Below are 20,451 nucleotides of genomic sequence, written 5' to 3'. Positions count from 1 at the left end.
CTACAGGGAGCGTCAGCGCGCCAGCACCGCCTGCGCCGGCTTGTGCTGCACGGTGAAATCGCTGTCGTGCGCACCGCCGGCGTTCGGATCGGTGTACCAGCACCACAGCGCGATGCCGGCGATGCGTTGCTCGCCCAGCACCCGGCGCCAATCCTGCAGCACCTGCGCCTGCAAGGCGGTATCCACCGCAGCACGGCGCTGCTCGGGACTCTCCCAGGGCGCGGCCAGGCTGCCGCGCGCCGAGCGCAGCCCCAGTTCCGCCACCCACACCGGACGCCCGCTGCGCGTGCCAAGCGCCTGCACCCGCGCCGCCGCCGCGCGCATCTGCGTCAGGCGCTGCGCAGGTGCCGCCGACAATGCCGGATACAGGCTGGTGCCGACGAAATCGAAGCGGTCCCAGTAGCCGAAGCGCTCGGCCTGCTCCAGGCCGTCGGCCACATAGCCGAGCGGACCGCGGTAGACCTGGCGCACCGCCGCCACCAGCGCCGGCCATTGCGGCGCGTCCTGCAGGCCGCGCAATTCGGTGCCGACGATCAAGGCCGCGGTGCGCTCGTCGGCGGCGACCTGCGCCAGTTGCAGCAGCGCGCGCTGGTAGGCGCCGAACCAGGCCGCGCGATCGGCCGGCGCGGCCTCGCCGGCCCAATGTCCCGGAATCCACAGATGCACCTTCAACACCGGCTCCAGGCCGGCCGCGCGCATCTGCCGCAGGCCGGCACGCACCTGCTCCACACTGCTGTCGCTGCCCAGCACCGGATCATCGGACTGCGGCGTGGCCTGCCAGACGAAGGCGACCAGCAACGCGCGCGCGGCGCCGGCATCGGCCAATTGCTGCAAGGAGCGCTGCGCCGCGTCGCTGCCCCACGGCGCCTGCGCCGACACCTTGACGTTGGCGCCCATCCACGGCGTGGGCGCGGCCGCGGGCGGCGGCGACGCGCCGCAGCCGCCCGCGCTGAGCGCCAACAGCATGCCGGCCAACATCCTCAAGGCGCTCGACGCCATACCCGGTAAGACCCTTGTCGGTAGACCAGACTGTAGCCCGGCAGGCCCTGCCGCCACAGCTGCGGCAGGCGCCGGTTGACGCTGTCCAGCACCCCGGCCTGGCTGGCCGGATCGGCCACTACTACCTGCGCCGGCATCTGCCGCGGGTCGTCCAGCGCGCGCTTGAAGCGCGGGTCGAACGGGAGGATCAGGCCCTGCGCATCGCCGCGCGCCACGATCACCGTGTATCCGGCGCGATCGTCGAGCAGGGTCGGCAACCGCGCCTCGGCCAGCCAGGCGCCCAGCCGCGCTTCGTCCGGATGCCGCGGCGCCACCGGCGCGTACAGCGCCGCTGCCCAATCGCGGGTGGTCGACGCGGCGGTCTGGGCGATGACCCAGCCGCTGGCGACGGCGCCGAGCAGCAGCAACGCCAACGCCGGCCAGCGCAGCTCGCGGCGCAGGTCGCCCAGCAGCAGCGCCGCCGGCACCACCATCAGCGCCAGGAAATCCAGCGGCTGCGCGCTGAAGCGCGCCCATGCCGCCAGCGTGCCGGCGCCGATCACGGTGACCGTCGCCACCAGCACGCAACGCCAGGTGCTGCTCAGCCGGGTGCGCCGCACCAGCAACAGCAGCGGCGTGGTGACCAGGCCGGCCAGCGCCAGGTACAGCGGCGGCCACCACGGCCGCGCCATCGCCTGCTGCAGCCACGGCTGCAGCGCGGCCTGCGCGTAGCTGCCGCGGAACGCCGAATGCTGGTCGCGCACGAACAGCAACGCATCGCCGAAGAACAGATAGTTCAGATACATCCAGGTCGCGACCGCGAACAGGAACGGCAGGTAGCACACCAAGTAGAACGACAGCGGCGCGCGCCGCAGCATGCCCTGCGGCGCGATCACGCCCAGCCACGGCGCCATCGCCACGGCCAGGAAGCAGGCGCGTTCGTCGACGAAAAACAGCAGGCACAGGCACAGGGCCAGGCGCAGGTAGGCGAAGGCTTCCGGATCGCCGCGGAGATGGCGCAGCGCGCGGCAGGTCAGATAGAACACCAGCAGGCCCAGACCCTGGTTATTGCCCGACAGCGTCGGCCACAGGAAGAACGGCTGCAGCACCAGCGCCGCGCACAGGCCCCAGGCCCAGGCACGGCCCAGGCCCGCGGCGAGGTCGCGCCACAGCAGGGTTAGCAGCGCCGCGCCGGCAAGCACATCCACCAGGTACGGCAGCAACGGCGTGGACAAGCCCGGCACGCCGCCGATCAGCAGGCCCAGGTACAGCGAGGCCTGCGCGTACAGGAAGCCTAGGTATTCGGTGCGGAACCCGGCCGCGTCGCGCAACAGCAGCAGCTTGGCGTACTGCGCCATCGCGTCGTCGCTCATGTAGCCATGCGCGAGCAAGCGCTGGCACAGCAGCGCCAGCAGCGCCGCGGTGGCCACGAACACCGCCACGCCGTGCGGACGCCGCGGCGTCTCAGTCGTCGAGTGCGGCGCGGCGCTCTTCGGCCATGTGCTTGCTGATGCCATGGGTGGTCTTTTCCCAGTAGAACGGATTATGGATGAGCTGCCACAGGCCCTTGTAGGCAGCGACCGATTGCAGCAGCCAGTACAGCGGCACGGTCAGCGCGTACGGCGCCAGCCGGAAGTAGTCGCGCTTGAACGCCGCCAGCAAGGTCATATAGATCAGGAAGCCGTTGCCCAGCAGCAGGTTGAGCATGCTCAGGTACAGCAGCGCGGGCGGGAAGAACGGATTGAACACATGGGTGTCGGTCAGCGCCCAGATGCCGTAGATCAGCCACATCGGCGGGGCGATCAGCGCGGTGAAGAAGGTGCCGCCGACGAAGAACTGGAAGCCCCAGAAGCCGCGGAAACCGACCGAGCGGTACAGCTGCACCGGATCGCGCATGTGCACCAGCCAGGTCTGCATGTAACCCTTGAGCCAGCGCGAACGCTGCCGGATCCAGTTGGGAATGCTGACGTTGGCTTCCTCGAACGTGGTCGAGTTGACCACGCTGACCCGGTAGCCCTGCTGGGTCAGGCGCACGCCCAGGTCGGCGTCCTCGGTGACGTTGTACGGGTCCCAGGCGCGCACCTTGCGCAGGATGTCCAGGCGGAAATGGTTGGAAGTGCCGCCGAGCGGGATCGGGATGCGCAGGGTTTCCAGCGCCGGCAGGTAGAAGTCGAACCACAGCGTGTATTCCAGCGTGAACATACGCGTGAGCCAGTTCTCGTCGGCGTTGTAGTAGTTCAACCGCGCCTGGATGCAGGCCACGTCGGCCGGCGACTTGCGGAACGCGGCGACCGCGCGCTTGAGCTGGTCCGGCTCCGGCTTGTCCTCGGCGTCGTAGATGGTCAGCATCTGCCCGCGCGCGAACTGCAGCGCGTAGTTGCACGCCTTCGGCTTGGTCTTGGGCTGCGACGGCGGCACCCGGATGATCTCGAAGAACGCCTCCAGGCCCAGCGCCTTGGCCGCCTCGATGGTCTCGGTGTCGTCGGCCTCCAGCACCAGCTTCACGTCCAGCTTGGAGGTCGGGTAGTCGAGCCGGCGCAGCGCGTTGGCCAGGATCGGCAACACGTCCGGTTCCTTGTACATCGGCACCAGCACCGTATACACCGGCAGGTCCTCGTCGCTGAGCGCGGCCACTTCCGCATCGGTGACCTTGATCTCGATGCGCCGCCGCGCGCCCAGCCAGGCCAGCGCGAACTTCAGCGCGAACGTGGCCACGAAGGCGATGCCGACCACGCTGTTGATCGCGATCAGGACGGGCACCGGCCAGATCAGCAGGGCCAGCAGCAACAACAGCGCCACGGTGCACAACGACACCACCTGCTTGCGGGTGACCACCTGCTTGGCCGAATGCTCCGGCGCGTGTTCGGCAAGCAGGTTCAGCGCATCGTGGGTGAGCTGCGCATCGGCCTGCTGCTGCAGGCCCCAGACGATGTCGAACTTGGAGGTGCCGACGAAGCGCACGTCGGCGCCGTACACGCTGCGCGCCCAGGCGAAGGTCTCCGGGCCGGGATCGGCCACCGCCAGCACCAGCCGGCCCTCTTCCATCCGCCATGGCAGCACCAGGCGCTGCGCGTAGTCGGCCAGCCGCTCCGGTTCGAACAGCGCCGGGTGGATCGGCTGCTGCAGCAGATTGACGAAGTTCAGCCCGAAATGCGCCGACAGCACCGTGTAGAAGCGCAGCGCGGTGACACCGCGCTGCGCCAGCACCACGTCGCCCAGGCGCGAACGCCAGCGCGCCTGCAGCGCCAGTGCCTCCTGCAGCTGCGCCGCGTCGATGACGCCGCCCTCGACCAGCGCGGTGCCGATCGGGGCCTGCCAGCCGCGCGGCTCGGGCACGCTGCCGAGCGGACCGATCGCCTCGCCGGCGTTGTCGCTTGCGGTGGAATGGCTCACTGCGGTCACCGTCAGAACCGCCACCAGGCGGCGACGAACGGGCCGCCGGCACCGCCAGTGTTGCGCCCGGCCACCGGCTGCTGGTAGCCGAGCTGCAACTGGGTGCCGCCGGGCAGCGTATGCAGCAGCGAGGCCTGCAGCTTGGTCAGGTCGTAGTTGTTGCCGCGGATCGGGGTGCCGGGCGCGTACACCGGGTTGGGACCGTTGCCGTTGCCCAGGCTCTGGATCACGTTGAGTTCGCCGATCAGCATCCAGCGCGGCGCCAGCGCCAGGCCGCTGCTGATGTCCAGGCGCGCCTCGTCGGCGGAATCGCCGCCGCGCAGGCGCACCGCCGCACCGAGGTCCACATAGCCATCGAGGCCACCGGCCCGATAGCCGCGGCCGAGGCTGTAGCGCAGTTCGGCACCGTCGTCGCCCTGCCCGAGCGCCGGACGGTTGCGGTCGTCGGCGTCCTGGCGGCTGTAGCCGGGAATCAGCGCCAGCACCTGCAGCGCGCCGTGCCACGGGCCGTTGCGGCCGTCCGGACCCAGGCGGTAGCGCAGCCCGACTTCCTGATCGGCCCAGCCGGTGGTGTGCTGATTGCCGTAGCCGCTGTCGTTGCGATAGCCGGCCTTGCTGAAATAAACGTTGCCGACCAGGGTCAGGTCCGCGCTCAGCGCGTACTCGGCGTACAGGTTCAGTTGGTCCTGGCGGCTGCGCCCGGCATCGGGGAAATTCTGGTCCTGGCCGTGGCTGTTGTAGACCGCGCCACCGTCGCTATGGCTGGCCTTGAGGATCACCAGCGCGGCGCCTTCGTCCTGCACCCAGGCACCGGCGCAACAGGGTCCGGCGGCCAAGGCGGCCAGGCCCAGCGCCAATCGCGACAGCGTGCGTGCGCGGCGGCCGGGGCGGTGCCGCGCGCCACCGGTGCTGGTCATGGAAGCGGGTGCCGCGCATACGCGCGGCCACGAGCGCGCGCGCGCGCCATAGGACTGGTTCATCGCAGTTGTTTCCTGGAGGGGGGCCCCTGAAACAGGGAGCAGGAAACGATTCCGTAGCGGAATCGCGACAGGAACGTAGCATCTTTTCAGGGTGATTCACATCACGCGATAAATGAATGCTTATCACGCATACAGCGTGCCGTAGCGCACGCACCAGCCTGGTACTCCGTTCAGCCGGGGCGGCGCCAGCACAAGCGGGCGAAGGTCACCCAGGCATGCAGCCAGATCACCGCCCACACCGCCGCACGCACCGGCGCAGAGCGTGCCGGCGCCTCGAACTTGCGGAAATAGCGCCACAGCCCGCGATGCTTGTGCCATTCCACGAACCAGGGCCGCTTGCGGCTGGAAACGCCGCGCACGTGCAGCACGCGCAGGCGGTTGCACACCGCCACCGTGGCCCCGGCCTGGCGCGCGCGGCGGCACAGGTCCAGGTCCTCGGCATGCAGGCGGTAGCCGGCGTCCCAACCGCCAATGCGGTCGAACAGCGCCCGCGGCAGCAGCATCAGCGCACCGGAGATCGCGTCCACCCGCTGCAGCGGCTGCGCCGGATCCACCGCCAGCGCCAGCCGCGAACCGGCCAGCGGGTGCCGCAGCATCGCCGCGAAATCCGGATCGCGGCGGCGCACCGCGGCGTCCGCGCGGCCGTGCTCGTCGACCTGCTCCACCCCGAGCAGCGCGTCGCCGAGCGCGGCGACCTGAGCGCGCAGCAGCGCCAGCGTATCGGCCTCCACCATCAGGTCCGGATTGACGAACGCCAGCCACGGCGCGTCGCTGGCCGCCGCGCCCTGGTTGCAGGCGCTGGCGAAACCGGGATTGTCGGGGTTGGCGACGAAGCGCACGCGCCGGTCCTCCAGCGCGTGGCGCTGCACGATCGCCAGGGTGTCGTCGCGCGAGGCGTTGTCGACCACGCGGATCTGGGCGACGTCGGCCGCCGTGCGCAGCCGCTGCAGGCAGGCGTCGATGGTGCTGCCGCTCTCGTAGGTCACCACCACCACGGCCATCTGCTGTTCGCTCATGCGCCAATTATCCGGGCAAAGCCGCGCGCGCAGAAGGCGTCGCACCTGGCGGGCGTCCGCGCGCGCCGCGCCTGCGGCGTCGGCGCCGCGCCGACGCGGTAGAATCGGCGGTTCCCATGCCTTGCGCGGTGTAGATGACGGCTAGCGCCCACTACGGCGTGCTGCCGCCAGGATCGCTACGCATCGGCCGCCCAGCTCGCTGGCGGCCGTGCCTGCCGATGGCCCGGCAGCGTCGCCGCGTTTCGACCGATGTCGCCATCGGCAGCAGCCGCGAGCCTCCGCATTCCTGGTCTAGACCAATCCGCGAAAAGCACGACGCAGCGCGCCGTTGCCACGCCATGCGCGCGTCCCCGCCTGCGAGAGCGGCCCGATGAGCGCGCATCAGATGCATGGCATGAGCCTGGCCCCGGCCGCGGCGGACTGGCCGCCGTTGCGAGTCGACGAGGTGGACGCCCTACTGCGGCGCATGGCCCTGCCCGACGCGGTCCGCGCCTTGCGCTGGCACAGCCCGCGCCCGTTCTCCGCGGCGGCCGAGGTCGACAGTGCGGCCGGCACCCTGTTCGTCAAGCGCCATCACCGCAGGCTGCGCGATGCGCGCACGCTGGGCGAGGAACATCGCTTCATCGAGCATCTGCGCATACGCGGCGTGCCGGTCCCGGAGCTGCTGCGCACGCCCGACGGCGCCAGCGCAGTGGAACTCGGCGACTGGACCTACGAAGTGCAGCGCGCCGCCACGGGCGAAGACCTGTACCGCGACACGGCCTCGTGGCTACCGTTCGCCGGGACCGAGCACGCGCAGGCCGCCGGGCGCGCGCTCGCCCTGCTGCACCGCGGCGCCGCCGGCTACTCGGCGCCGCCACGCAGCACCGCGCTACTGGTCGCCAACCTGCGTCTGTTCGGCCATGCCGATCCGCTGCAGGCCGTGCAGCAGGACCTGCACGGCCGGCCCGCACTGGCCGCGTGGCTGCAGCGGCGCGACTGGCGCGGCGATCTGCGCCGGCACCTGCTGCCATGGCACGCGCGCGCCTGGCCGCTGCTGCGCTCGCCAGCGCCGCCGCTGTGGACGCACGGCGACTGGCATGCATCCAACCTGCTGTGGCGCGGCCACGGCGCGGCCAGCACGGTCAGCGCGGTGTTCGATTTCGGCCTGGCCGACCGCAGCTTCGCGCTGTTCGATCTGGCCACCGCGATCGAACGCAACCTGGTGCCGTGGCTACAGCTCGACGCCGGCGGCCGTGCCCCCGCCGAGCTCGATCAACTCGACACGCTGCTGCACGGCTACGCGCAGGTACTGCCGCTGGACGCGGCGCAACTGCGCCTGCTGGCCGCCCTGCTGCCGATCGCGCATACCGACTTCGCGCTCAGCGAGATCGATTATTTCGCCGGCATCACCGGCTCCGAGGCCAATGCCGACATCGCCTATCGGCGCTACCTGCTCGGCCACGCCGACTGGTTCGGCGGCGACGAGGGCCAGCGCCTGCTGCGGCAGCTGCAGCGGCACGCGGACGCGGTGCGATGAGCACTTCGCATTCGCTGCCGCGCGCGCCGGCACGCCCATTGCGCATGCATGCCGCGCCGCGCTGCCGGCAGCGCGTCTGCCCACGCCCACGCCCTTGCCCGCGCGCAGCGGCATCCGTCTTTTCCGTTCCGATTCCCGCTTAGAGGTTCCAGCATGCCGCATCCCTTTCCCGCACTCGCACCGCTCGCCCTGGCGTTGGCGCTGGCCGCCACCGCCGCACCGGCACGCGCGAACGCTGCGGACCCGCAGACGCCGGTCGAGCTGGACGCGGTCAACGTGCAGGGCGAGCAGCCGCGCCACCGCTCCGCGCTGGGCGGCTACGGCGACGCCGCGCTGCTGGACACGCCCGCCTCGATCGAAGTGATCGACCGCGCGCAGCTGGACGACCGACAGGTGCGCGTGCTCAGCGAAGTGCTGCGCGCCGACGCCGCGGTCGGCGACAGCTACGCGCCGATCGGCTACTACGAGAACTTCGTGGTGCGCGGCTATTCGCTCAACGCCGCCAACAGCTACCGGATCAACGGCCTGACCGTCACCGGCGAGCAGAACGTGGCGCTGGAGAACAAACAGCAGGTGCAGGTGCTCAAGGGCCTGTCCGGACTGCAGTCCGGGCTCACCGAGCCGGCCGGCGTGATCGACTACATCACCAAGCGCCCGCAGCAGGTGCGCACGCTGGTCCTGGGCACGGACGACGACGGCGGCCGCTACGCCGCGCTGGATCTGGGCGACTGGTTCGGCCGCGAGCGCCAGTTCGGCCTGCGCGTCAACGCCGCGCACGAGGACATCCGCAGCTACGTCGCGCATGCCGACGGCCGGCGCAATTTCCTGTCGCTGGCCGCGGACTGGAACATCGATGCGCAATCGTCGCTGCAGCTCGACGTGGAAGACCAGGACCGGCAACAGCGCTCGGTGCCCGGCTATCAATTGCTCGGCGGCGAGCGCGTGCCCGGCGATGTGTCGGTGCACCGGCTGCTGGCCTACCAGCCCTGGTCCAGGCCGGTCGGCATCGACGCGCTCAATGCGCAGCTGCGCTATCAATACCGCTTCAACGACGCCTGGCGCGCACAGCTGGCGGCCGCGCACAGCCGCGCGGTGATCGACGACTATTCCAGCTTCGCCTGGGGCTGCTACGGTGCGGCCAGCTGCGCCAGCGACGCGATCCCCAACCACTTCAGCCGCGAAGGCGACTACGACCTCTACGACTACCGCAGCCCCGACGACACGCGCCGCAACGACCAGGTGCAGGCGAGCGTCTCCGGCACGTTCGCCACCGGCGCGCTGCAGCACCAGCTCAACGCCGGCCTGGACGAGCTGCACCGGACCATCGACCAGCACGGCGCGATCAACGCATTGATCGGCAGCGGCAACATCGCCGCCGATCCGCCGCTGCTGGCGCAGGCCGATGCCGAACTCGGCCCCAGGCGCCGGCGCCTGGACAGCACCCAGCAATCGCTGCTGGTCAGCGACCGCATCGGCATCGGCGAGGCCTGGCAGCTGCTGCTGGGCGCGCGCCAGGTGCGCTACGACGAGCGCGCCTGGGACCGCGACGGCGCGCTGGCCCGGCACACCCGCCGCTCGGAATTGATGCCGCAGGCGGCGCTGCTGTTCAAGCCGCACGACACGCTGTCGCTGTACGCCAGCTTCGCCAAGGGCCTGGCGCCGGGCGGCACCGCGTCGTGGTTCGCCAGCAACGCCGATGCGATCCTCGCCCCGACCAGCGCCTACCAGACGGAAGCCGGCCTGAAATACGAGCGCGACGGCCTGGCGCTTGGCGCGGCCGTGTTCGACATGCGCCAGGCCTATCAGTACGCGCAGCCGCAGGCCGACGGCAGCTTCCTGTACCTGCAGCAGGGCCGCCTGCACAACCGCGGCATCGAACTGTCGGCCGACGGCACGGTCGGCGCGCGGCTGCACTTGCAGGCCAGCGTCGCCGGCCTCCGCGCGCGCGCCGAGGACACCGGCACGCCGGCCTACGAAGGCCACCAGGCACTGAACGTGCCCAGGCTGCGCGCCAGCGCCCAGGCCAGCTGGGACGTGCCGGGCGCGAGCGGCCTGGCGCTGCTGGGCGGCGCGCAGTACAGCGGCGCCAAGTACGCCGACCGCAGCGGCCGCGTCGCCGTCGGTGGCTACACCGTCTACAACGTGGGCGCACGCTACGCGACGCGGCTGGGTACGCTGCCGACCACGCTGCGGCTGAGCGTGGACAACCTGACCGACAAACGCTACTGGCGCGACGTCGGCGAGTACCTGGGCGACGACTATCTGTTCCTTGGCGCGCCGCGCACCGCGCGGCTGGCGCTGCAGTTCGATTTCTGAGTCGGGACTCGGGACGGCAGGATGATGTCCCGGGGTAAATCGATGTCAAGCGATTTGATGCAAAAAGGGCCGATTTTTTTAAAAAAAGCGGCTTCTTTTGCAGCTCCGGCGCAGCCGCTTTTTTTGTAGGAGGGGCTTCAGCCCCGACGCCTTACCGGTAACGCGTCGGGGCTGAAGCCCCTCCTACAGAAAAGCGCAGAAGCTGCGAACTTGCGAAAATCCCGAGTCCCGAGTCCCGAGTCCCGAGTCCCGAGTCCCGAGTCCCGAGTCCCCCCAACCACCGAACCCCACCCCCATGTCCCCCCTCGAACTCCTCGCCGTGCTGGTCAACATACTCGGCGTCTGGCTGACCGCGCGCCGGGTGCGCTGGTGCTGGCCGGTCAACGTGGTCGCAGTGCTGCTGTACGCGTGGCTGTTCTACCAGTGGAAGCTGTACTCGGACATGCTGCTGCAGGGCGTCTACGTGGTCCTGCAAGGCTACGGCTGGTGGCGCTGGAGCCAGGGCCGGCTCGACCACGGCAAGGTCCAGGTCGGCCCGCTGCCGCGACGCGAGGGCGTGCTGTCGCTGCTGGCCGGCGCCGCCGGCGCGCTGTCGCTGGGCTGGCTGATGCACCGTCACACCGATGCCGCGCTGCCGTGGCTGGACGCAGCGCTGTCCGCCTTCAGCCTGGTCGCCAGCGTCTGGGCGGCGCGCAAGCGCATCGCCAACTGGACCCTGTGGATCGTGCTCGACAGCCTCTACGTCGGCGTGTTCGTCTACAAGGGGCTGTATCCCACCGCAGCGCTGTACGCCGGCTTCGTGCTGCTGGCGATCTACGGCCTGCGGCTGTGGCAAGCGGAGCAGCGCGGCGTCGCCGTCGCGGCGCCATGAACCGCCGCGGCGTGCGTCATGGCGGCGACACCCCAACACAGCGGCTGCCGGCAGCGCGCCGCGTGCACCAGCGGCACCGGCACGTTAGCCTCTGCCGCAGCGCCACGGAGACCCCATGCCCACGCCGTTGAATCCCGCCACCGGCTTCGGCCAGCGCATCGTCGATGCACTGCTGGCGCGCATCGTCGGCGGCGAGTGGGCGGCGGACCAGCGCCTGCCGGTGGAGCGCGAACTGGCCACGCTGTTCGGCTGCACCCGCATCACCTTGCGCGAGGCGCTGCAGCAACTGGAATCGGAAGGCTATCTCTACCGCGAGAACCGGCGCGGCTGGTTCGTCAGTGCGCCGCGCGTGCGCCACGATCCCACCAGCATCGCCGGCTTCATGCAGTACGTGGCCGCGCAGGGCGGCACGCCACGCACCGAACTGCTGAGCGCGCGGCGCCAGCCGGCCGGCGCGACGCTGGCGCGGCAGCTGGAACTGGACGAGGCCGGGGCCGAGGTGTTCGTGCTGCAGCGCCGGCGCTGGATCGGCCGCCGCGCGGTGCTGCTGGAGACCAATGCGATTCTCGCCGCGTGGGCGCCGACCCTGCTCGATCACGACCTGGCCGGCTCGCTCAGCACCGTGCTGGGACAACGGCTCGGGCTACACCTGGCGCGCAGCCGGCTGTCGATGTATCCGGCCACGCTGGTCGCCGAGCAGGCCGCGCTGCTGCAGTCCACCGCCGGCACGCCGTGCTTCCGGCTGCAGCGGGTCAGCTATGCGGCGGACGGCCGCGCGGTGGAATTCGATAGCGAGTCCTGGCGCCACGACGTGCTGGAAGTGACGGTGGAGGTACAGGCGCCGCCGCAGTGAGGCCGGCCTGCGCATTGGCAGGAGCATGGCGAACATGCACCGGTACATGCACCTGTAGGAGCGGCTTCAGCCGCGACGAGTTGCCGGCCATCTGTCGCGGCTGAAGCCGCTCCTACAGGTGTCGCGCGCTAGCAGGCTGCTGAAAAACTCCACAAGACCTATGACTGTCGTCTTGAGATACCCCGTTTTGGGGCTTCTGCGTGGAATCTGAGGCGTCCGATGTCAGCAGAGGACGCAGAACTCACAAGAGACGGCTCACCGGTGTGGGTTTGTTAGGTCCAAATTGGTATTTCAGCAGCCTGCTAGGCGTCGAACAGCGCGCGCTGCGGGTCCGGCGGCGGCAGGTCGGCGTACAGGCGTTGCAGCTGCTCGCGGCGCGCGTGCAGCGGATCGTGCATCAGGAAGCCGGCCAGCCGCGCATGCCAGGCCGGCCAGCGCGTGGCCAGCGCGTCCATGTCGCCGTCGGCGGCGCGGCCCTCGCCGCTGCACCCCACGTAGGCGGTCTCGCACAACACGTTGCGCCAGCCGAGTCCGGCCATGCGCAGCGACAGGTCGATCAGGGCCGCGTACCAGGAACCGTAACTGCTCGCGTCCAGGCCGCCGGCGCGCTGCCGCGGCGCGCCGCGCAGGGCCACCGCATGGCACACCGCCGACGGCAGTTCCGGATGCTCCGGCGGCAGCGCCGCGCAGGCGCGTGCCAGGCGCTCGCCATCGTCGGGCAGCGGATTGATCTCGCCCAGCCGCGGCCAGGCGCAGGCTTCGCCCGCATTGCTCCACGGCGTGGCGCTGGCGATGGCCGCATCGCGCGCCAGGCATGCGCTCAGGTGCTGCAGCCAGCCGGGCAGCGGCTGCGCGTCCGCAGCCAGCACCACCACGTCGGCCGCGCCGCAGGCGCGCAGCATTTCGTCCAGGTGCGCGACCTCGCCGAGCATGCGCGGGCGCCGGGTATAGTCGGCCTGCAGGCGGGTGCGCGCCAGCCAGGCCTCGATCACCCGGATGCCGCGCGGTCCCGCCTGCGCGTCGTCGGCCAGCCACACGCGGGTGCCGGCCGGGGTCTGTGCCTCCAGCGCGCCCAGGCATGCGTCCAGCGCGACGTCGTCGACGCCGACCGGCAGCAGCACGATGGGCAGGGTCACCTGCGCTTACTTCTTGCCCGCTGCCGGCAGCGGCTGCATCGCCTTGAACTTCTGCCCGTACTCGTCGGTGAGATTGCGCGCTTCCTGCGGGTTGCGCACGATCGTCGGGGTCAGCAGCACGATCACTTCGTTGCGGTTGCTTTGCTGCGATTTCGACCCGAACAGCGCGCCGACCACCGGCAACTTGCTCAGGAACGGAACGCCATTGCTGCCGTCACTGGTTCTGTCGCTGATCAGGCCTGCGAGCATGATGGTGTCGCCGCTTTGCACCGCTGCCTCGGTCTTGACCCGCCGCGTATTGATATCGACGTTGCAGGCCGAACTATTGACGACCGTCGTGGTGCTATTGCACGCCGCCGGCCGGTCGCTCGGCGTACTGACCTCTTGCGCGATGTCCAGGAACACCATGCCGTCCTTGGTCACCCGCGGGCGCACCTTGAGGATCACACCGGTGTCGAGGTACTGCACCGACGAATAGCTGGCGTCTGTACCAATGCCGGTGTTGATCGAGGTCGAATTGATCGGGATGCGCGTGCCGACGTTGAGCGTGGCCTCGGCGTTGTTGCGCACGAACACCGACGGGGTCTGCAGCAGCTTGACGTTGGTGATCTGATCCAGCGCGGAGATCACCGCGGCGGCGTTTTTGCCGAGGAAGGTCCAGCCGAGACCGGTGTTTGTGACCTTGCCAGCGATATCGCCCCAGATGCTGCGTCCCGCGGCGCTGGGCAGGCCTGCACCACCACCGCCGATACCGATGTTCGTCGCATCGCCAGCGGCGCTCACCGCCTGCTCGAAGAACCAGTTCACCCCGTACTGCAATTGCCCGGTCAGGCTGACCTCGGCCACCTGCGCCTCGATGTGCACCTGCATCGGCATCACGTCGAGCTTCTCGACCACGTCGCGGATCGAGCGCCACGACTGCGGCGTGGAGCGCACCAGCAAGGTGTTGGTCTCCTCCACCGCCGACACGCCGACCTTGTCGCCCTGCACGTCCAGGGTCACGCTGCCGTTGCCGGAAGTGCGCGGCGACAGCTGCAGGCTGCCGCTGCCCAGACCGCCGCTGCTGCTGCCGGACGAGGAACCGCCGCTGCCCGAGGACAGGCTGTCGCTGCTGCCGTTGAGGCCGCCGCTGCCGCCCAGGCCGCCATCGCTGCTGCCGTTGAGGCCGCCATTGAGGCCGCCGCCGCCCATCTGGCTCAGCTGCGCACCCGGCATCAGCGAGGCGTTGGAATCGCCGCGGTTGCCGCCGGCGCCGAACACTTCGGCCAGGCGGTCGGCCAGGTCCTTGGCCTTGATGTATTTCAGTTCGTAGGAGAACAGCCGGCTGCCGCCGCCGGCGCTGTCGATGCGGTCCAGCCAATCGTGTATCTGGTCCAGGTAGCGCGCCTGCGGGGTGATCACCAGCACCGCGTTGGCGTTCTCCAGCGGCATGAAGCGGAACATGCCGGCGCTGGGCGTCTTGCTGTTGTCGCCGAACACCTTCTCCAGGTCGGCGGAGACCTGCTCGGCCTTGCCCGACTGGATCGGGAACACGCCGACCGACATGCCCGACAGCCAGTCCACGTCGAAGATCTGCACTGTGCGCAGGTAATTCTCCAGTTCCGCGCGGGTGCCACCGAGGGTGATGACGTTGCGCGCGCCGTCGATGCCGACGATCGCGTTCGGCCGCGCGTACGGCTCCAGCACCTTCTTCATTTCGCTGGCAGAAATGAACTTCAGCGGCACCACCCGCACCTCGAAGCCGCGCGCGCTGGCCGGCGAGGCGGTGCTCGGCGCCACGGTGCCGGCCAGGGCCTGGTCGGCGGGCACGATGTTGTAGCGGCCGCCGCTGTAGACCATGCGCGCGTTGTTCCAGCCCAGCACCATCTCCAGCAGGTTCAGCGCCTGCGCCGGCGACACCGGCTTGGGCGTGGCCAGGGTCACCGTGCCCTGCACGCCCGGCGCGATCACGTAGTTCTGCCCGAGCATGTCGCCGAGGATCGCCTTGACCACCGCGTGCACCGACTCGCCTTCGAAGTTGAAGGTGGCGCTGCCGCTGCTGGCGTTGGCCAGCGACGGCGCCGGCGCGGCGGCGGCACTGGAATTGATCATGGTGCCGCTGCCGCGGCGGATCACCGGGGCCACGCGGTCCGGGATGTCGTTGGGATCGGCTGCGCCGGCCGGCCCGCCGGCGGTGCCGCTGGTGCTGCCGGCGGCGCCGACCTTGGGATCGATCGCGGCGCCGCGGCGGACGTCCGGCGAAGGCGTGGTGGCGCAGCCGGCCACCAGGCCGATCGCGAGGAACAGGGAAAACAAGCGCGGCGTCATGCGATCACTCTTCAAGGGTTCTGGCCGGGGGTGGTGCCGTTCTGGCGCTGCTGCTGCAACTGCCGGCGGCGGGCTTCGATACGTTCACGAATGGCTTGCAACTGTTGCGTCGACGGCGCCGGCGCGGCCGCCGGTGCGCTCGGCGCCGGGGTCGGCGGCGTGCCGTTGGCGCCCGCCTGCGGCGTGGCGGCGACGGGAGTGGCCGGGGCGTTAAGCGCAGGCGCAGCAGGCGACGATGGCGCCGCCGGCAACGGCGGCATGCCCGGCGGGCGGGCGCCCTGGCCGAGCGCGGTCGGCGGTTGCCCGCCCTTGCCGTCGAACACCTGCAGTTCCAGGGTCTGAGTACCGCCGCTGCCGCTGACCACCGCGCGGCGCGGTTGCAGCGACAGCAAGCGCCAGCCCTTGACCGGGTCGTGGCCTTCCTGCAGGCGCAGCGATTCGCCCTGCTCGGTGGTCAGCGTGGCCATCTTGAAGCTGTCGGTGAGCAGCACCCCGGTCAGGCGCACGCTCGGCGCGGCGCCCTGGCCGTTGTCGGCGCTGAGGAAGAACGGATGCGGCAGGCGGTCTTCGGCGAACACCGGACGCGCGGCGATCTCGGCATAGCGCGAATAATCGCCGAGGCGCTCGGCGGACGCGGCCGGCAAGCTCGGCAGGCGCTGGGTCATGCCCGGATCGTCGGGCAGCGGCACGATGCGCTGGCCGAGCCCGGCCAGCCCCAACGCCCAGATCAGCAGCCCCCACAGCGCCAATGTCGCCAGCCATACGGTGCGCAGCCCGATCGCTTCAATTCGCATGCGCGCCCTCCACTTGCTGCGGCGGTTGCGCGGCGGCATCGGGCATGGCCGGTGGGGCCTGGGTGGCGGCGGGGTCGCTCGGGCCGGACCCGGCAGGCGTGCCGGCATCCAGCGCCGGTGCGTCACCGGACGACGGCATGCCCGCGGCCGCAGGCGGCGCCGGCATCGCGTTCGGGCGCAGATAGCCGGCCAGTTCGAAGGCCACGTCCAGGCCGTTGCCGCTCTCGCCCGGCGACAGCTGGTAGCGCTGCGCCATCACGTTGAGGTTGTCCACGAACAGCGCCGGGCTGCCGCTTTCCAGCGCGTGCAGCACCGCCGCCAGTTCCGGGGTGCCGCAACGCAGCCGCACCTGCACCGCGACGCGGGTGAAGCGGTCGCGGCGGTTGTCGGCGGCCAGCGGCGAGCGGTTGCTGATCGCGCAGCTGCGGTTGCCGGGGCTGGCGGTGGCCACCGCGCTTTCCAGGCGCTGCACCAGCCCGGCCGAGGCCAGCTCGGCCGAGGTCTCGCGCAGGAAGCCCGGGCGCGTGGCCAGGGCGCGTTGTGCCTGCTGCAGCCGTTGCGCCACCTGCGGCGCCTGCTGCAACTGCATGCGCACGCGCAATTCGCGCTGGCGCAATTCCTGGATCTGCGTCTCGACTTCGCGCATCGGCACGGTCCACCACGGATGCACCAGCAGCAGATAGGCCAGCGCCAGCGCCACCAGCAGCAGGCCCAGCGCCAGCCAGCGGTCGCGCTTATCGACCTGCACCGGCATTGGCGGCCTCCTTGCGCTTGGTCCCGGCCAGTTCGGCGGTCAGGGTGAAACGGTCGCGGTGGCTGCCCGGATCGGCCTGCAGCACGCCGGTCAGCGACGGCGTGCGCCACAGCGGCGAACCCTCCAGCCGCCCGACCAGCGAGGACGCCTCGCTGCTGAGGCCGATCAGCTGCAATTGGTCGCCTTCGACCGAGAATTTTTCCAGGTACGTGCCCTCGGGCAGGCGCTTGCTCAGTTCGTTCCAGATTTCCAGCGCGGTCGGGCGCTCGGCGCGCAGTTGGTCGAAGAAGGCCGCGCCTTCGACCAGATCGACCAGCTGCTGGCGCTGCGCGGCCACGCCCCGCGCGCGCTGCGCGCCGTTGTCCACCTGGGCGCGCAACTGCTCAAGCGCGTCGCGGCGGTTGTCCAGCAGCTGCCAGCCGGCGGCGAACAGCGCCAGCAGCGCGGTCGCGGCAAGGATCGCGTTCCAGCGCCGCATCGGATCGGCGCGGCGATGGCGCTGCTCCGGCGGCAGCAGGTTGACCCCCAACGGCGTGCCGTCGGCGGCGGCGACATCGACCCCGGCCAGGGTCGGGCGCAGCGCACCGGCGCTGTCCTGCAGATCCTCCAGCACGCGGCGCGGCGCCACCACCAGTTCGGCATCCAGTTGCGCATCGTCGCGGCGCGCGCCGGGGCGCACGTCGTAGACCACCTGGTCGGCCTGGAACGGCGTCTGCCGGTCGATCTCGAACCTGACCACGTCGCGCAGATGCTCGGCGGCCGCGGCGGGCAGGCGCAGCGTGCGCTGCAGCGCGGCGGGCGCCGGCAGCAGCCACACCCGCGGCAACGCGGCCAGGCGCGGGCCGAGCACGGCCTCCAGGTCGCTCGGCAGCAACGGCCACGGCAACGCCAGCGGCGTGCCCAGTTCGGCATCGACCTGGCGCGCGACCACTAGCTGTTCGCCCTCGCGCCACAGCAGCAGCCGCGCCTGCGACCAGCCCAGCTGCAGTTGCCAGCGCGGCGGTAGCCACGCCATCAGCGAACGCTGCCACCAGGCCAGCACGCCGCCGGCACCGGGCGCCATGCGTACGCCGAGCTTGTTCATCGTGTCCCGCCACGCAGTCATCGAACGGCCGATCCTTCTTCCCATCGCAGCACAGTGTAGGCGCTGCCCGGTAGCGCCGACGAGCCTGGGCGCACCACGGCGCGCAGCACCGCCTCGCGCCCGGCCGCCAGTCGCGCGCGGCTTTCGATGCTGTAGGTGCCACCGCCCCCGCCGATCGCAGCGGCCTGCGCCGGGTCGTTGCGCTCGCGTTGCGCCAGCGCCTGCTGCGCATCCAGGCCGAGCGCGGTCAGCACCGGCGCCGGCGCGAAATCCGGCGCCGGGCGCGAAATGCCGCTATACAGGGTCAGGTTCGGCAGCAGCTTGGCGTATAAGTCCGCATCCATGCCCAGTACCAGCTGCAGTTCGGCCAGGCTCTCGAATGGTGCGTCCTTGGCGCCGTACGGCAGCCCGGCGGCAGCGTAGTCCGGGTCCTCGGCGCCGCCGTTGGGCTGGCTGAGGTTGTCCGGGTCGCGCCAGTCCACGATCGCCGCGGCGATGCGGTCGGCGCGCTGCGGATCGCCACCGACCGCACGCACCAGCGCCGCCAGCAACGGCGCGTCGGCCAGGTTCAGATCGACCTTGCCGCTCTCGTCGGTGACCCGCAGGTCGATCGTGGCGTCTTCGTACCGCCAGCGGTAGCGGCGCCCGTCGGCGCGCCAGCCCGGCTGCGTCGGCGTGCCGGCGAGCCGGGTCAGCGCGTACTCCAGCCCGGCGCGGGCGCGCTCCTGCGCCGCCGCGCCGTCGCCCAGCACCTTACCCTGCAGGCCCTCGGTGCGCGCGGTCAGCGCGAACGCGCCGATCAGCGCGGTGAGCAGCGCGATCAGCCACAGCACCAGCACCAGCGCCGCGCCGCGCGCCTGCCCGGGTGCCGCGCTCATTGCCGTGCCTCGGCGCCGCCGGCCTGGCGCAACGCCACCACCAGCGGCGGCCACAGCATGCCGTCGTCGCTGCTCAGTTCGATCGACACCAGCAGCGGCAACTGATCGGTCTTTTCCCAGCGTTCCTGCCAGGGTCCGATCGTACCGCGCTCCGGATCGATGCCGCGGTAGCGGAAACGCACCTGGCGCAGGCCCTCGGCCAGCGGCTCGGGCAGGCGCGGCTTGGCGTCGGCGATCTGCTTGCCGGCCTGCACCTGCACCAGCGCGATCGCCAGGCGCTGCCGGTCGCCGTCGCCGCTGACGCTGAGGTCGTGCAGGTAAGGGCCACCGCGGCCCAGATAACCGGGAAGATCGGCGACGAACTGCATGCGCTGCGGCTCACCGACGAAGCGCACCGGCTGCAGGGTGCGGCTGTCGATGTCCAGCGCCAGCGCTTGCGCGCCGCTCAGGCGCCGGCGCAGGAAACCCTCGACCGCGCGCATGCGCTCGCTGCGCCCGGCGATGGTCTCGCCGCGCCCGCTGATCGCGGTGGCCGATCGCAGCGTGGCGAAGGCCAGGGTCAGCCCGCCGACCAGCAACACCGTGGCCAGCAGCACTTCGATCAGGGTGAAGCCGCGCGCGGCGGCAAGGCCCGGCGCGCGGCTCACTGCGGCATCCCGTTGTTCTGCGCGCTGACCAGACGCAATGTCTTCCACTGCAACGCCTGCGCCGACGCATCGCCCCAGCGTACCTGCAGGTTCAGTTGCAGCAGCGTCGGCAGGCCCGGCGTCAGCGTCGTGTCCGGCGGGCGTCGCGCATCGACGTACGGCGCCACGTCCAGGGTCCAGCGGTAATGGCCCTGCTCGAAGCTGCCCTGTGCGCGGCCGGGTTGCAGCGGCTGTTCCACGCCTTGCGCGGCCAGCAACGATTGCGCGTACAGCGTGGCACGGCTGAGCTGGTCGGCGCGCTTGACCTGGCGTGCGGCGCCGGACAGCGAGCCGAGCAGCAGGGTCAGCGCCAGCGCCAGCAGCGCGAACGCCACGATCACCTCGATCAGCGTGTAGCCGCGCTGCGCCTTCATGGCATGCCCTGCTGCGGCGGACGCCCGACCTTGACCTCGCCGGTCAGCCAGGCCACGTCGATGCGCCAGCTGGCCTTGCGCGTCAGCAACTCGATGCGCCCGCCTGTAGCCGCGCCGTCCTCGAAGAACTGGATCGCGCCTTCGTCCTGGCGCCGCTGCGCCTCGCGCGCGCCGCTGAAGCGGATCGCCAGCGACGCCGGGATTTCGCCATGGCGACCGTTGGGCGCCTGCCAGCGGTGCGCCTGCGGATCGATCAGGAAGCGTTGCGGCTGGCCGCTGGCGATCGCCTGCGCGCGCGTGTAGCGCAGCTGCGCGGCGATCTCCTTGGCCGACGAGCGCAGGCGCATGCCGTCGACGCCGCCGGTCAGCACCGACGCCGCCAGTACTGCGGCGATCGCAATCAGCCCCACCACCAGCAACATCTCCAGCAGCGACACCCCGCGCAGGCGCGCAGGCGCCGGCGGTACGCACGCGTGCGCACCGCGCTGGAGAACGCCGGCAGAAGTGTGACT

Annotated in this window: 18 protein-coding genes; 4 read left to right on the top strand and 14 right to left on the bottom strand. The window is 71.0% G+C overall.

What is annotated here, in order from left to right:
• Window positions 1-12 precede the first annotated feature (12 nt).
• The 5 genes from ISN38_RS13415 to ISN38_RS13395 all read right to left on the bottom strand — a co-directional run bounded on the left by ISN38_RS13415 (window position 13) and on the right by ISN38_RS13395 (window position 6,367).
• A complete protein-coding gene (locus ISN38_RS13415) occupies window positions 13-999 on the bottom strand; it encodes a glycoside hydrolase family 113 (protein WP_399506650.1) in 987 nt (328 codons plus the stop codon).
• Window positions 981-2,495, bottom strand: coding sequence for a hypothetical protein (locus tag ISN38_RS13410; protein ID WP_206711848.1), 1,515 nt, complete (start codon window positions 2,493-2,495; stop codon window positions 981-983). The genes ISN38_RS13415 and ISN38_RS13410 overlap by 19 nt, the downstream gene beginning before the upstream one ends.
• Window positions 2,443-4,332 (bottom strand): glycosyltransferase family 2 protein, encoded by a 1,890-nt coding sequence (locus ISN38_RS13405; RefSeq protein ID WP_058364105.1) that lies wholly within the window; start codon window positions 4,330-4,332, stop codon window positions 2,443-2,445. The genes ISN38_RS13410 and ISN38_RS13405 overlap by 53 nt, the downstream gene beginning before the upstream one ends.
• Before the next feature lie 50 nt (window positions 4,333-4,382).
• Window positions 4,383-5,351: a hypothetical protein gene (locus ISN38_RS13400; RefSeq protein WP_003471504.1), complete on the bottom strand. Its 969-nt coding sequence runs from the start codon at window positions 5,349-5,351 to the stop codon at window positions 4,383-4,385.
• 170 nt (window positions 5,352-5,521) lie between these two features.
• On the bottom strand, window positions 5,522-6,367 hold the full coding sequence (locus ISN38_RS13395; protein WP_003471496.1) for a glycosyltransferase family 2 protein: 846 nt from the start codon (window positions 6,365-6,367) through the stop codon (window positions 5,522-5,524).
• Window positions 6,368-6,737: 370 nt separating this feature from the next.
• Here ISN38_RS13395 and ISN38_RS13390 point away from each other — a divergent pair, with 370 nt between their 5' ends.
• The 4 genes from ISN38_RS13390 to ISN38_RS13375 all read left to right on the top strand — a co-directional run bounded on the left by ISN38_RS13390 (window position 6,738) and on the right by ISN38_RS13375 (window position 11,926).
• Window positions 6,738-7,886 carry a phosphotransferase enzyme family protein gene (locus ISN38_RS13390; RefSeq protein ID WP_003471494.1) on the top strand — a complete coding sequence of 383 codons (1,149 nt, stop codon included), beginning with the start codon at window positions 6,738-6,740 and terminating at the stop codon, window positions 7,884-7,886.
• 153 nt (window positions 7,887-8,039) lie between these two features.
• Window positions 8,040-10,202, top strand: coding sequence for a TonB-dependent siderophore receptor (locus tag ISN38_RS13385; RefSeq protein WP_047325307.1), 2,163 nt, complete (start codon window positions 8,040-8,042; stop codon window positions 10,200-10,202).
• A gap of 295 nt (window positions 10,203-10,497) precedes the next feature.
• Window positions 10,498-11,073 (top strand): nicotinamide riboside transporter PnuC, encoded by a 576-nt coding sequence (gene pnuC, locus ISN38_RS13380; protein ID WP_003472446.1) that lies wholly within the window; start codon window positions 10,498-10,500, stop codon window positions 11,071-11,073.
• Window positions 11,074-11,188: 115 nt separating this feature from the next.
• Complete coding sequence (locus ISN38_RS13375; RefSeq protein WP_003472445.1) at window positions 11,189-11,926, top strand: UTRA domain-containing protein; 738 nt, start codon at window positions 11,189-11,191, stop codon at window positions 11,924-11,926.
• A 302-nt stretch (window positions 11,927-12,228) separates the two neighbouring features.
• Here the strand turns inward: ISN38_RS13375 and ISN38_RS13370 are convergent, their stop codons facing one another.
• The 9 genes from ISN38_RS13370 to xpsH are packed head-to-tail and all read right to left on the bottom strand — an operon-like array spanning window position 12,229 to window position 20,361.
• Window positions 12,229-13,062, bottom strand: a complete 834-nt coding sequence (locus ISN38_RS13370; RefSeq protein ID WP_003472444.1) for a glycosyltransferase family 2 protein — start codon at window positions 13,060-13,062, stop codon at window positions 12,229-12,231.
• 6 nt (window positions 13,063-13,068) lie between these two features.
• On the bottom strand, window positions 13,069-15,369 hold the full coding sequence (gspD, locus tag ISN38_RS13365; protein WP_003472443.1) for a type II secretion system secretin GspD: 2,301 nt from the start codon (window positions 15,367-15,369) through the stop codon (window positions 13,069-13,071).
• An 11-nt stretch (window positions 15,370-15,380) separates the two neighbouring features.
• Window positions 15,381-16,163: a type II secretion system protein XpsN gene (gene xpsN / locus ISN38_RS13360; protein WP_058195442.1), complete on the bottom strand. Its 783-nt coding sequence runs from the start codon at window positions 16,161-16,163 to the stop codon at window positions 15,381-15,383.
• Window positions 16,153-16,917 carry a type II secretion system protein GspM gene (gene gspM, locus ISN38_RS13355; RefSeq protein ID WP_206711847.1) on the bottom strand — a complete coding sequence of 255 codons (765 nt, stop codon included), beginning with the start codon at window positions 16,915-16,917 and terminating at the stop codon, window positions 16,153-16,155. Before gspM ends, xpsN begins: the two co-directional genes overlap by 11 nt.
• Window positions 16,898-18,022: a PilN domain-containing protein gene (locus ISN38_RS13350; protein WP_003466890.1), complete on the bottom strand. Its 1,125-nt coding sequence runs from the start codon at window positions 18,020-18,022 to the stop codon at window positions 16,898-16,900. Before ISN38_RS13350 ends, gspM begins: the two co-directional genes overlap by 20 nt.
• Window positions 18,019-18,879: a type II secretion system minor pseudopilin gene (locus ISN38_RS13345; RefSeq protein ID WP_047325310.1), complete on the bottom strand. Its 861-nt coding sequence runs from the start codon at window positions 18,877-18,879 to the stop codon at window positions 18,019-18,021. Before ISN38_RS13345 ends, ISN38_RS13350 begins: the two co-directional genes overlap by 4 nt.
• Window positions 18,876-19,526, bottom strand: a complete 651-nt coding sequence (locus ISN38_RS13340; protein WP_003466896.1) for a type II secretion system protein J — start codon at window positions 19,524-19,526, stop codon at window positions 18,876-18,878. The genes ISN38_RS13345 and ISN38_RS13340 overlap by 4 nt, the downstream gene beginning before the upstream one ends.
• On the bottom strand, window positions 19,523-19,939 hold the full coding sequence (xpsI, locus tag ISN38_RS13335) for a type II secretion system protein XpsI (protein WP_047325311.1): 417 nt from the start codon (window positions 19,937-19,939) through the stop codon (window positions 19,523-19,525). The genes ISN38_RS13340 and xpsI overlap by 4 nt, the downstream gene beginning before the upstream one ends.
• Window positions 19,936-20,361, bottom strand: a complete 426-nt coding sequence (xpsH, locus tag ISN38_RS13330; RefSeq protein WP_170874041.1) for a type II secretion system protein XpsH — start codon at window positions 20,359-20,361, stop codon at window positions 19,936-19,938. Before xpsH ends, xpsI begins: the two co-directional genes overlap by 4 nt.
• Between the last annotated feature and the right edge of the window lie 90 nt (window positions 20,362-20,451).

Origin of the sequence: Xanthomonas translucens pv. undulosa, from assembly GCF_017301775.1 — a bacterium.
Taxonomy (GTDB): Bacteria; Pseudomonadota; Gammaproteobacteria; order Xanthomonadales; family Xanthomonadaceae; genus Xanthomonas_A; species Xanthomonas_A translucens.
This window is presented reverse-complemented; position numbering and strand designations above follow the sequence as displayed.